Raw genomic sequence first — 12,148 nt, 5'->3', positions numbered from 1 at the left:
TGTTCCTATGTCTTTTTATAATTTTTCAGCCAAAAGGATTGCCTTTTTCAGTGCTCCCAGCTTGTTGTTGACTTCCTGTAATTCGTTTTCTTCATTGCTCAGTGCCGTAATGCCGCCTCCGGCCTGAAACCAGAGCTCGTTGTTGCGGCTTACAAAGGTTCGGATGGTAATCGCCTGGTTCAGGGAACCGTTTAGTCCGATGAAACCGATACATCCTCCATACACCCCACGGTTGTGTGGCTCTATTTCGCTGATGAGTTGCATGGCACGGACTTTTGGAGCACCACTCAGTGTCCCGGCGGGGAACGTATCGATGAACGTACGTACCGGATTGGTGGTCTTTTCCAGTGTTCCGCTTACCCGGCTTACCAGATGAATGACATGACTGTAATATTGAGGTTCCTTAAAAAATTCGATGTGGGTATTGTGGCAATTGCGGCTCAAGTCATTTCGTGCCAAATCGACCAGCATGACATGTTCGGCATTCTCTTTCGGGTCGGCAAGGAGGGAAGCTGTCAGTTGCCTGTCGGTTTCCTTGTCTCCGCTGCGCCGGGTAGTACCGGCTATCGGATCGATAGTAGCTTGTCCGTTTTCTATCTTGCAGTGGGTTTCGGGAGAAGAACCGAAAATACGGAAACCTCCGAAATCGAAGTAAAACAGATAGGGTGACGGATTGATGCTTCTTAGTGCCCGGTACAGTTTGAAGTCGTCGCCTTGAAACTTCTGGATGAAACGGCGCGAGAGAACTACTTGAAAAACATCTCCCCGCAGGCAGTGGGCTATGCCTTTGCGGATATTGGCTTTATGTTCCTCATCGGTCAGTGTGCTGGTCGTTTCCCCTATGGGATAGAAATCATAAGTCGTATAGTTCCGGTTGTTGATGGCTTTTTCTATTTCATGGATGTGACTGCTGCCTTCCCCATCTTGCATTTCAATCAGTACCATTTCGCTCTTGAAATCGTTGAAGACAATCAGGTATTTGTATAAAATGTAGAGGATTTCGGGTGCGTCGTTCTTTGGGTCACGGCTGTCTTTTACCGGAATCCGTTCGAAATAACGTACGGCATTGAATGTTGTATACCCGTACAACCCGCAGTAGCCGGCATATTCTCCTTCTACCTTGAAGCGGGAAAGAAATTCATTGATGGCATTTTCTGCCGTAAAAGTGTCACTCAGTGCTGTTTCAATACGTGTATCATCGGGAAAGACTGCTGTGGCCATTCCATGGTTGATGCTGATACTTGCTATCGGGTTGAAAGCGATGAACGAACGGTTGTTTTCGGTTCCGTGATAGTCGGAGCTCTCCATCAGTGCGCTTTGTGGAAAGAGGTCGCGTACTTTCAGGTAGGTACTGACCGGAGTATGCAGGTCGCCCAGCATTACTTTATGTGCGGTATGATAAGTATATGTTGTCATTGTATTGTAACTTTAAGGGTGAAAATCAGTCGTTGGCCGGTTCATTGTTTAAATAAGTTTCTATATCCTTGTCGCCTCTTCCCGAAACAGTCAGAACAACGATATCTTCGGGCTTGAATGACAGCTTGTCGAGTGCTCCCAGTGCGTGTGCCGACTCCAGTGCCGGAATAATACCTTCCAGTCGGGTCAGTTCGTAAGCTGCACGGATAGCTTCATCATCGTTGATGGCAAGAACGGTTGCACGGTGCTGTTCGGCCAGATTCGCATGCATGGGTCCGATGCCCGGATAGTCCAGTCCGGCAGAGATAGAATACGGTTCGATAATTTGTCCGTCCTCATCCTGCATCAGCAATGTTTTCGAACCATGAATGATTCCCAACCGGCCCAGGTGGATTGTGGCAGCCGACATTCCGCTGTCTATACCTTTTCCTCCAGCTTCAGCCAGTACAATATTGACACGTTCGTCGTCGATGTAATGATAAATCGTACCGGCGGCATTGCTTCCTCCGCCTACGCAGGCTATCAGGTAGTCGGGGTAATTGCGTCCCTCGTGTTCTTGAAGCTGCTTTTTGATTTCCTTACTGATGACAGATTGCAGCCGGGCCACCATGTCGGGATAGGGGTGCGGGCCTACGGTAGAGCCGATCAGGTAATAAGTATCTTCAGGATGACAGCACCAGTCGCGGATAGCCTCGTTTGTAGCATCTTTCAGTGTCATGTTTCCGGAAGTTACGGCTCGTACGGTTGCTCCCAGCATTTTCATTTTCTCCACATTAATGTGCTGGCGTTCCACATCTGTCTTGCCCATATATACGATGCACTCCATGTTCATCAGTGCACATACGGTAGCTGTAGCCACTCCGTGCTGTCCGGCTCCGGTTTCGGCGATGATACGTTTTTTGCCCATACGGCGAGCCAGAAGGACTTGTCCGATAGCATTGTTTATCTTGTGTGCTCCTGTGTGATTCAGGTCTTCTCTTTTCAGATAGATTTTACATCCGTATTTTTCAGAAAGCCGCTTGGCGAGGTACAGTGGAGAGGGGCGTCCCACATAATCGCGCAGGAGCTGGGCGAACTCTTGCTTGAAGCTTTCCGATTCCATGACTTCCAGATATGCGTTTTTCAGATCTTCTACGCATTGGTACAGAATTTCGGGGATATATGCTCCACCGAAGTTTCCATAAAAACCGTTCTTGTCTACTTGATACGTTTTCATAAAAGTGATATTATTGGGGGAAAAACAAAAAAGGCTGTCGTAAGTTACGACAGCCTTTTGCTATATCTTATTACTATAAGTTAAATGGTATATATACACACGACTGATGTTCCCTTACGACTTATGAAGTTGCAAGAGGCGCCACCAGAAGAATGTATTTACCATTGTTTGTTTCATGACGTGTAAATTATAAATTGATTATCGGTTGCAAATGTAGAGATAAAAATGGAATATCCAAATAAAAGAAAAACTTTTTTGCAAAAAAACTGTCTATAATGCACAAAGCTGTTTGCCTTTGCTGCAGGCTGTCGGGTTTCGGACAGGAGGACGACCTGTTTAGTGTACCTCTCTGGAGTGAAGTTTTTATCGGAAGAAGCCGAATATTTCTTGTGAGTAAGAAAAAATCATCAGGACATTGGGCAAATCGGTTCTGAAATTTGTTTATGTACGAATAATAAGGTATATTCGTATTATAATAAATTTTAACTGACATATGAAATCATTAAGTTATGCTGCCCTGGGCAGCGTGTGTGCACTGGTAATCGGAATATTGCTGGTGATATGGCCTGAAGCTGCCATTATTTATCTTGTCATCACGGTAGGAGTGCTTTTCTTGTTGCCGGGCCTGATGGGATTGTTATCCTATGTTTTTTATCGGCGCAGGAATACCGAAGTGGAGAGAACATTTCCTATTATAGCACTGGGCAGTACTTTGCTGGGATTCTGGCTGATGATTATGCCGGACTTTTTTGTGAATATTCTGATGTATCTGCTGGGAGTACTTCTCGTATTGGGTAGTTTGTCGCAGCTGATAAACTTCATATCAGTTCGCAAAATCATAAAAGTTCCCGTTTTTCTATATGTGATTTCGGTCTTGATTTTAGCTGCAGGTATTGTTATCCTTTTCAATCCGTTTACGGCAGCCACCATTCCGTTTATTGTTCTCGGAATAGCATCCATCGTATATGCTTTGAATGATCTTATTCGCCTTTTGTTTTATTACGGCAAACGGAACAAGAATGTGACGGATGTAAAAATTATAGAGGAATAGTTGGATTTTTTCCAACTATTCCATGTTACGGTATTGCTTGGGCGACATGCCTGTATATCGTTTAAAGTACTTCCCGAAGAAAGAAATATCGGGGAAGTTTAATGAATATGCGATTTCCTGAATGGTCAGCTCGGTGGAGCGGAGTTTCGCCTGGGCATCGCGTATTACAAAAGTCGATATGATATCTGTCAGGGTTTTCCCTGTTGTTTTCTTGATTGTCGTACTGAGATGCTGAGGCGATAAGTGCATTTTCTCGGCATAGAACGAAATGTTGCGTTCCTGCTTGTAGTTTTGTATGACAATTCGAATCAGTTCCTTTACTATTTCCTGATTGCGGTTGTATCGGGGGCGTTCGCTTCCTTCTCTTTGTTTATATATATTTCCTAAGCCTAATATCAGCTGGCTGCATATTAAATAGGCTTGTTCGTTCCTGATGAAGGTGTCTTGCAGACGCATTGCCTTAATCAGTACCTTAAAATATTCATAGAATATCCCTGCGGCCTCGGGGCTCAGCTCGATAACCGGTTCTTCAAATATCGATGGGGTATATTCAATCATGCGTGAAAACAAGGGAGGGCTTTGGACCAGTTTTTGAGAAAATCCTACAAAAATAAACCGGCAATCCTTGCTTGCATCCATTATTTGTACAAACTGATGTGGAAAAATAATGGCAATCGTATTCTTCTTTAGTTCGTATTTGTTCAGGTGTATAGTGATTGTACAGTTCCCTCGGATACACAGCAAGAAAAGACATCCAGGCATTTGAACCGGATTCTTAAAGAGATTCTTGATGTTGCCTATGAGGTCAATGCCTGTCAGCATATCAATATTTTCTGGTATAGACTCTAATGAGTTTATTCGTTTCATTTAATTCTTCTTTATATAATCTGTAGCAAATATAATTTTTTTGCCTGAGAGTTCCAAATGTTACACATTTGTGCTTAGATTCGTTAAGAAACTAATTTTTAATATGATGAAATATGTATTACAATGTGAAAAAGACTTAACGGGAAGTACGATGAAAGAATAGATTTTGTATTTTCGTAACCAGTACGAAAACTATAAATTTAATATCGTGAAAAACAGTAATTTGTATTTGGTTAGTTTGGTCTTAGTGGCCATTTTGGGCGGTCTTCTTTTCGGATATGACACCGCTGTTATTTCAGGAGCGGAACAAGCTCTTCAGAAACATTTGGGATTAAACGCATTTTGGCATGGCATTACAGCTTCCAGTGCATTGATCGGGTGTGTAATAGGTGGAGCCATCTCCGGAGTATGTGCTTCACGCATGGGGCGGCGTAATTCTCTACGTCTGTCGGCTGTGCTGCTTTTCCTGTCGGCATTGGGTTCGTATTATCCGGAATTTATCTTTTTCGATAAGGGAGATACGTCGTTTGCCCTGATTTTGGCATTCAATTTCTACCGTATATTGGGTGGCGTAGGTGTAGGTTTGGCCTCTGCTATCAGTCCGATGTACATTGCCGAAGTTGCTCCTTCCGAAATTCGTGGTAAACTTGTTTCATGTAATCAGTTTGCCGTAATCTTTGGTATGCTGGTGGTTTATTTTGTGAATTACATGATTAAGGATGGAATGACTGAAGAAACCCTGGTATCCGACGGATGGCGTCAGATGTTCTTGTCGGAAGCTTATCCGGCAGCCGTATTTGCAATTCTTCTTTTCTTTGTCCCGAAAACTCCACGTTATCTGGTTATGGAAGGAAATGACTCAAAGGCTCTCTATGTGCTGGAGCGCATCAACGGTCCGGAAAAGGCAAAGAAAATTTTCTCGGACATTAAGTCGGTTACAGCCGAGAAGACCGAGAAGCTGTTTACTTATGGTGTGTCTGTGATTGTCATCGGAATTTTACTTTCTGTCTTCCAGCAGGCTATCGGTATTAATGCCGTGCTTTATTATGCTCCTCGTATTTTCGAAAAGATTGGCGGCGGAGGCGACGGTATGATGCAGACGGTTATTATGGGTATAGTAAATATTACCTTTACGCTGGTTGCTATCTTTACGGTAGAGAAGGTGGGAAGAAAGCCATTGCTTATTATCGGATCTATAGGTATGGCTATCGGTGCACTGGGTACTGCGGCTTGTGATGAGTTCCATGTGAGCGGAATGGTGGCTGTTTTGTGTATCATCGTTTACTCTGCTGCATTTATGATGTCGTGGGGACCGATTACGTGGGTGTTGATTGCCGAAATATTCCCTAACACAATCCGTAGTAAAGCTGTTGCCATTGCAGTAGCTTTCCAGTGGATATTTAATTATCTCGTATCGTCTACTTTCCCGGCTATGTACGAAGTCAGTCCGTTCTTTGCCTATTCGCTGTACGGCGTAATCTGTGTGATAGCTGCTATCTTTGTCTGGAAGTGGGTACCTGAAACAAAGGGTAGAACCTTGGAGGAAATGAATCAGCTCTGGCTTAGCCGAAGCAAACGCTAAATAGGCTTAACCGGAAAACTATTAAGATAAAATAAACACCGGATTATTTATAGATTTCAGAAAGCGGGAAAATGGATGTCAGCGTCTGTTTTTCCGCTTTCTTTTTGCTGTTTCCCGTCATTTGTCCGACTTTGGTATGTGGATGAAGACCTGGATAAGAAAATTTGTCTAGGCGTGTCTATAAACGGCGTCAGCTGTGTACTTGCCGGCTGGTGGAATGATTATGGATGGGTCTGCGTATGCGTGGAAAAACGTCGGCACGTCTTGGACGATTTTTGTACAAATTATTTTTGTTTTTGTACAAATTTTGTTCTGAATAAGGTGAGATGTAGTTTCGTTTCCCGTGAAGTTTGAAATAGCCTGTCGGCGTAAATTCTATATTGTCGGGGGGATTATAGGGGAGGACAGGCAAGCATAAGCTGTTATAAAAGCGAAGCGGACAAACTGAAAACTCAGTCTGCCCGCCTCTATACTCTTTCAGCAAAAAATTATCTTAATGAATTTTAGAAGAACAAGTAACGCTTGTCTACGATTTCAGCTTTGTCGCGCAGTTCGTAGATGCACTGTCCGGCATAGCGTACAGCCATACCAGAGAGAGCTGCTTCTTCTTTCTTTGCATCAAATTTCTCTGTACCTTTTTCCTTGTTGTATACCTGAATCATGTAAACTCCGGCATTACCTTTGATAGGAGCAGAAACTTTGTTCAGATCAGTCTTTGATGCATATGCACTGATTGCAGGTTCGCTGGCACGAGTTACAGCAATAAATGCAGGAGCATTGAATGTAACATGTTTAACAGTATCGCTGATAGCGTCTTTCATTCCCTTAACCTGTGCTAAAGAGTTGAAGCCTTTCATCTGGTCCATAATCTTTTCAGCTTTCTTGTCGCGAAGAATTTCACTCTTCAGCATGTCAGAAACCTTATTGATGTTTACGTAACCTTCCGGATTTACGGCTTCCAGAGCTACTACCATCAGGTGATCGTTTTCACCACATTCATACAATGGAGAAACGTCGCCCGGTTTTGCGCTGAATACCCATTTCAAAGCTTCGCGAGTAGATTTTACGCCACCTACATAATGTTCGTCGCTGCGGAAGTTAGCACGTGGAGTAACACTGTATCCAGCTTCTTCTGCATTCTTTTCAAGATTTTTGATTGTTGTATTCTGAGCTACAAACTGGCTGAACTTATTGTAAGCCTTATTGTAAGTTTCCTTGCTGAATTCAACAGGACGTTTGATGACAGCTACTGTATATTTGTCTTTCATCGCCTTCTTGTTCATTACCTGCAGGATAAGATTAGCCTGACCTACTTTGATGTTTGCCAGTTCGTCAACAGGCTGAGAAATCAGTTTGTTGATGAAAGTAGCGTTGTCTGCATCCAGTGAGGCACCTTCCCAGCTCTGAGAGTTAACCCAGTTTGCTTCGCCGGTCTGACCATATTTCTTTGCAAGTTCAGCAAAATCTGCTCCACCCTTCAGTGCATTGTAAATACTGTCTGCCAATGTTGCTGTCTTAGCTTCTGTATCAGCATATACCTGAATCTGACGGAACTGGATAGAGTCCGGAGCTGTAGTCTTGGCAATAATCTTGAACGCATTGTAAGAATCGTCGGCCTGGTTGTAGTAAGGACCATATACTTCGTTGACAGAAGTAGAATCCAAACGGCTTGCAATGTCAGAAGGTAATACTGTTTTGCTTACCGGTACATCTGCAAACGGAATAACAGAACCTGTAGAGCGGACAAATGCGGCATAGTCGCTTGTAGTATTTGTCAGCTGGCTGCTGTATTCTGTAACCTCTTTTTGAACTTCCTGACGGTCGGCGTCAGAAGGAACGATACGTACATCGATAAATTTGATGTCGCGTGTCTCAACAGGCTGTTTGAACGATTCTTTTCTTTCTTCATATAGTTTCTTGATGTCTTCGTTCGAAACTGTGATTGTAGAATCGCTGATGCTTGAATAAGGAACACCTGCCAGCAATAAGTCAGACTGAGCTGTACGTCCGTTGAATGCATCTTCTGCTGCAACCGGATTTGAAATTAATGATTTTGCAATCAGGTTCTGGTATTTTTCTGCAAGTACAGACTGTTTTAAAGTCTTTTCGATGAACTTCCAGAAGTTACCCATCTTCTGATAGTATTCAACATACTGTGCAGGCATTTTGCTTGTGTCCAGATTTGCATAGTCTACCAAGAACTTCTTCAACATATCTTTATCGAAGGCACCTGTTTGCGGGTTACGGAACGGAGTCTGCATCAGCAGCGGATTGGTTCCTTCATCGATAATAGCCTGAAGTTCTTTGTCTGTAACTTTCAGTCCAAGTTTCTTCGCTTCAGCAGCTATCAGTTCGTTTGTTACGTATGTGTTCCAAACCTGATCTTTGATATTAGTCAGCTGATCGTCGTTTAATGAATTCAGTCCGTTGGTCAGTTTGATTACTTCGCTGAATTCGTCTACCATTTTTTGATAGTCCTGAACGGAGAGTGTGTTTCCATTTATTTCTCCAGCGTCTTGTTTCCCTTGATGCGGCTGAAGAATTTTCCACGCATCACCTGCAATGAAGGCAAAAAGGGCAAGACCGATTACAATGACCAAAAGAGGTCCTTTGCTTCTGATTGTTTGTAAAGTTGCCATTTAAAGTTATTATTTTTTGTTTATTGTTTTTTTTCTTTAGCGCACGAAGATACAAAAAATGTACTTAGTAGGCTCTTTTTTATAGAAAAATTTTTATTTTAAGAGCTTTTAAATAGCTTATTTGTTAACTTTTAGCTTAACCAGCTCTATTTTTGTTGCTGTAACTTTGATGATTTTAAACTGGAAGTTTCCTATCGTTATTGTTTCGTGCATTTTAGGGAAACTTTGATATTCGTGTAGGATAAGCCCACCTATCGTTTGATATTCATCACTTTCTGGTAGTTTTAATCCGAATTCCTCATTCGCTTTTTCAATTTCTACACGTCCGGAGAATATGTATTCGTTTTCTCCAATATTTTTGGCTATGCTGGAGTTGGTATCATGTTCGTCTTCAATGTCACCGAAGATTTGTTCTACCAAGTCTTCCATGGAAACCAGTCCTGATGTTCCTCCAAATTCGTCTACAACGATTGCCAGTGAGCGCTTTTGTTGCATAAGCTGCTGCATAAGTTTGTGGGCGCTCATCGTTTCTGGTATGATGGGGATTGTGCGTATATGCTGGCGCCAGTCGGTCAGTGATTTAAACATCTCGGATGAGTGTATATAGCCGATAACGTTGTCTATATCTTCTTGGTAAACGATGACTTTGCTTATTCCATGCTCAATGAATTCTGCTTTCAGCTCGTCCAGCGTGGCATTGACATCTACAGCAATGATTTCGGTACGCGGAACCATGCAGTCGCGTACTTTGATACTGGAAAAGTCGAGTGCATTCCGGAATATTTCTATTTCGGTGTCAATAGCATTCTGGTCTTGTACCTTTTCGATACTGCTCTGTATGAAATAGTCCAGATCTACTTTTGTAAATGCTTTATCTTGGGTTTCCTTGTTTATTTTGGTTCCTGTAAGATAAAGGATACAGGTTGACAGGGAAGAGGCAAAGCGGCTGATCGGATACAGTATCAGGTAACAGATAAATGTCGGTATGGCAAATGCGCGTAATGTGCTGTTAGGACTTATCTTAAATAAAGTCTTGGGTAGGAATTCTCCTGTTACGAGAATGATTGCTGTAGATATAAGCGTTTCTATTGTAACCAAAGCTACCTGATTATTGATAATGCCTATCAGGATATACTCTTCTATCAGTTGAGCCATCCAAATACCATACACAACCAGAGCTATATTGTTTCCCACCAGCATGGTTGAAATGAAATTATTGGGATTGCGATAAAAAATGGATAAAATACGGGCTTGTATGCCATTGTCCTTTTCCATTTCAAAACGCAACTTGTTGGAAGAAACAAAGGCAATTTCCATTCCTGAAAAGAATGCGGAAAATGCCATTGATATAAGTAGTTCTATAATTAGTCCCATATTGAATTGGTACAGAGTTTTCTATTTTTTGGTCGTATCAGCTGGTGCCGTATCTTCTACCGTAAATATACCTGTATTGTTGAATATTTGATATTCTGTCATCTGCTGATTCGATTCGAATCCGTATCCCGTCAGTATTTTGTCTGGCTGTTCGATACGTATGAATTGATCGGAATAGATTTTTTCTTTTCCTTGATCCCAGTACATAAGCTGGGTATCGAATTTATCTCCACGTTGACTGCGGATATGTACATTGCTTCGGAGCTCCCATAGCTTCTTGGACTCGTAATAATAGGCGGTATCTGCTTTTATACTTGCATCAATATGAAAAAGCGTGTCGAACTTTTCGAGATAGATGCCTTTTTCGAATGCCCAGAAAGGAGTATCAACTTCACTGTAGATCAGCCATTCGGCCGTGATTATTTTATAACGGATCATACCAGAGTCGGATATAAAAGTCGTGACACCGGTAGTACGCATGTCTGGCAGTGAATCTTTTTCATTGACAGCTGCTGCCAGTTCTTTCTTTTTGCTACATGCAGGCAATAAAATAAACATAACAGCTGCCCAGATGGCAACTGTTATGTTTAAAATCATTATATGTTTTTTGTTGGTCACTCTATATGACATATAAAGTATTTATCTGATTGTTGTAGTTTCACCAATCCATCCACCGATAGTTACTGAATCACCCTTCTTCAAGCCTAGGAAGAACAAGTCTTCATCTTTCGGAGTATATGCAGAATAGCTTCCGATCAGCTTGTTAGCTTCTTCTGCAACACTTGGATCTACACTCTTGGCGCGCTGCAATTTATCGATAGCTGCAAAGTAAGTACATTTGTTCAAAGCTGCTTCATCACCCCAGTTTGGACTAGCTGCATACATCTGTGCAATCAGGATATATGCTTTACCCATGTTCGGATTGTAAGAAAGAGCTTTGTTTGCATATTGTCTTGCTTTGCCATACATTTTCTGGCTCATAATAGCAATTGCAGCTTTGTAGCAGTTTTCTGCTTTTTCCATAGGATCTTGTTCGAGTTCGATTGCTTCGTCGAAGTAGCTGACACTCTTGTTGATGTCACCTTTCTTGTAGTACATGTAACCACATCCAAGAGCTGTTGCTGCAGTCGGTTCGATAGCGTGAGCTGCTTCTGAGGCCTGGAAATAAGCTTCTTCGTTTGTACATTTCAAGATTTCCATAACAGAGATAACCTGTTTCAGATAATCAAGATTTGATTTGTTCTGTGCAACTTTAGGACCATAGATAGACTGCATGTCTTCACAAGTAGCTGTACCGCTATTGATGAAGTAAGCATCTACATTGTCTTTTGCTGTTTTCAGTAATTTCTTAGTCTTTTCTGCTGTTGTAGCTTTGTAAGCAGCATCAGCATAACCAGAAACTGTCAGGTAGTCCTGAATGAATTGTTCTTTATGGGTATTGTCTGCTTTCAGTTTACGCAGTGACAAGTCCATCATATCCTGGAACATGAAGTAATCTGCGTTTTCTTTTTCCAGATCGACAGCTTCTTTTTCTATACCATAAGCAGTGTTAACATCCAGATTAGGACCAGAGAAAACGATAAGGTCATGAGCTTTCATACCCAAGATGGAACCTTTTGTTGTCGGATTTCTAACCAAACCATTCAGTTGATCCAAGTATTTGATACGCTGGTCGTGTACAGACATCAACTCGTTTAAGTAAGTCTTTTGCTGTGCAGCATCTTTAGATTCAGCGATCAAGGCACGAAGAATCTTAGCACCGTTAGTATAAGTTCCTACTTGTGCCAACGGAGCTTCTGTAAATACGGCTTTCCAAGGAGTGTATGCATCCTTGAAGTTGTTAGTCTTTACGTATTCAGTATAAATACTGATGTTCTGGAGGCAACGGAGACTGTCTTCTCCATGTCCAAAACGAGAACCATCTTCCACTCCTTTTTGAGCGAAAACTGCTGTTGTACCCAATGAAAGTACAGCCAGCATTGTAAACATCTTCATTTTCATCG

The 12,148-nt window shown here is 42.1% G+C and carries 9 protein-coding genes; 2 read left to right on the top strand and 7 right to left on the bottom strand.

The features are described from left to right. Window positions 1-15: 15 nt before the first annotated feature. Together WKT12_RS05300 and trpB are read right to left on the bottom strand one after the other, a co-directional pair. Window positions 16-1,416 (bottom strand): anthranilate synthase component I family protein, encoded by a 1,401-nt coding sequence (locus WKT12_RS05300; protein ID WP_340319031.1) that lies wholly within the window; start codon window positions 1,414-1,416, stop codon window positions 16-18. Between the two features lie 25 nt (window positions 1,417-1,441). Then, window positions 1,442-2,632, bottom strand: coding sequence for a tryptophan synthase subunit beta (gene trpB, locus WKT12_RS05295; protein ID WP_340319030.1), 1,191 nt, complete (start codon window positions 2,630-2,632; stop codon window positions 1,442-1,444). Window positions 2,633-3,125: 493 nt separating this feature from the next. Between trpB and WKT12_RS05290 the strand changes: the two genes are divergently transcribed. After that, window positions 3,126-3,683: an HdeD family acid-resistance protein gene (locus WKT12_RS05290; protein ID WP_340319029.1), complete on the top strand. Its 558-nt coding sequence runs from the start codon at window positions 3,126-3,128 to the stop codon at window positions 3,681-3,683. Window positions 3,684-3,698: 15 nt separating this feature from the next. Here WKT12_RS05290 and WKT12_RS05285 read toward each other — a convergent pair whose 3' ends face one another. Further along, complete coding sequence (locus tag WKT12_RS05285) at window positions 3,699-4,550, bottom strand: helix-turn-helix domain-containing protein (RefSeq protein WP_340319028.1); 852 nt, start codon at window positions 4,548-4,550, stop codon at window positions 3,699-3,701. 205 nt (window positions 4,551-4,755) lie between these two features. On the opposite strand from WKT12_RS05285, the gene xylE reads away from it, so the two are divergent. Continuing rightward, the gene (gene xylE, locus WKT12_RS05280) at window positions 4,756-6,132 is read left to right on the top strand and encodes a D-xylose transporter XylE (protein ID WP_418586962.1); all 1,377 of its coding nucleotides are present in this window, start codon (window positions 4,756-4,758) and stop codon (window positions 6,130-6,132) included. A gap of 503 nt (window positions 6,133-6,635) precedes the next feature. Here the strand turns inward: xylE and WKT12_RS05275 are convergent. The 4 genes from WKT12_RS05275 to WKT12_RS05260 all read right to left on the bottom strand — a co-directional run bounded on the left by WKT12_RS05275 (window position 6,636) and on the right by WKT12_RS05260 (window position 12,146). After that, window positions 6,636-8,771 carry a peptidylprolyl isomerase gene (locus tag WKT12_RS05275; protein WP_021971975.1) on the bottom strand — a complete coding sequence of 712 codons (2,136 nt, stop codon included), beginning with the start codon at window positions 8,769-8,771 and terminating at the stop codon, window positions 6,636-6,638. 117 nt (window positions 8,772-8,888) lie between these two features. After that, a complete protein-coding gene (locus WKT12_RS05270) occupies window positions 8,889-10,145 on the bottom strand; it encodes a hemolysin family protein (protein WP_340319026.1) in 1,257 nt (418 codons plus the stop codon). A 21-nt stretch (window positions 10,146-10,166) separates the two neighbouring features. Beyond that, window positions 10,167-10,775 carry an LPS export ABC transporter periplasmic protein LptC gene (gene lptC / locus WKT12_RS05265; protein WP_340319025.1) on the bottom strand — a complete coding sequence of 203 codons (609 nt, stop codon included), beginning with the start codon at window positions 10,773-10,775 and terminating at the stop codon, window positions 10,167-10,169. 9 nt (window positions 10,776-10,784) lie between these two features. Beyond that, the gene (locus WKT12_RS05260; RefSeq protein ID WP_340319024.1) at window positions 10,785-12,146 is read right to left on the bottom strand and encodes a tetratricopeptide repeat protein; all 1,362 of its coding nucleotides are present in this window, start codon (window positions 12,144-12,146) and stop codon (window positions 10,785-10,787) included. Window positions 12,147-12,148: the final 2 nt, after the last annotated feature.

Source organism: Phocaeicola sp. HCN-6420, from assembly GCF_037890145.1.
GTDB lineage: Bacteria > Bacteroidota > Bacteroidia > Bacteroidales > Bacteroidaceae > Phocaeicola.
This window is presented reverse-complemented; position numbering and strand designations above follow the sequence as displayed.

Excerpts from the sequence above, each read along its gene's own strand:
- WKT12_RS05260 (WP_340319024.1), bottom strand. The coding sequence starts at position 12,146 with ATGAAAATGAAGATGTTTACAATGCTGGCTGTACTTTCATTGGGTACA.
- WKT12_RS05290 (WP_340319029.1), top strand. The coding sequence starts at position 3,126 with ATGAAATCATTAAGTTATGCTGCCCTGGGCAGCGTGTGTGCACTGGTA.
- WKT12_RS05300 (WP_340319031.1), bottom strand. The coding sequence starts at position 1,416 with ATGACAACATATACTTATCATACCGCACATAAAGTAATGCTGGGCGAC.
- trpB (WP_340319030.1), bottom strand. The coding sequence starts at position 2,632 with ATGAAAACGTATCAAGTAGACAAGAACGGTTTTTATGGAAACTTCGGT.
- lptC (WP_340319025.1), bottom strand. The coding sequence starts at position 10,775 with ATGTCATATAGAGTGACCAACAAAAAACATATAATGATTTTAAACATA.
- WKT12_RS05270 (WP_340319026.1), bottom strand. The coding sequence starts at position 10,145 with ATGGGACTAATTATAGAACTACTTATATCAATGGCATTTTCCGCATTC.
- WKT12_RS05285 (WP_340319028.1), bottom strand. The coding sequence starts at position 4,550 with ATGAAACGAATAAACTCATTAGAGTCTATACCAGAAAATATTGATATG.
- WKT12_RS05275 (WP_021971975.1), bottom strand. The coding sequence starts at position 8,771 with ATGGCAACTTTACAAACAATCAGAAGCAAAGGACCTCTTTTGGTCATT.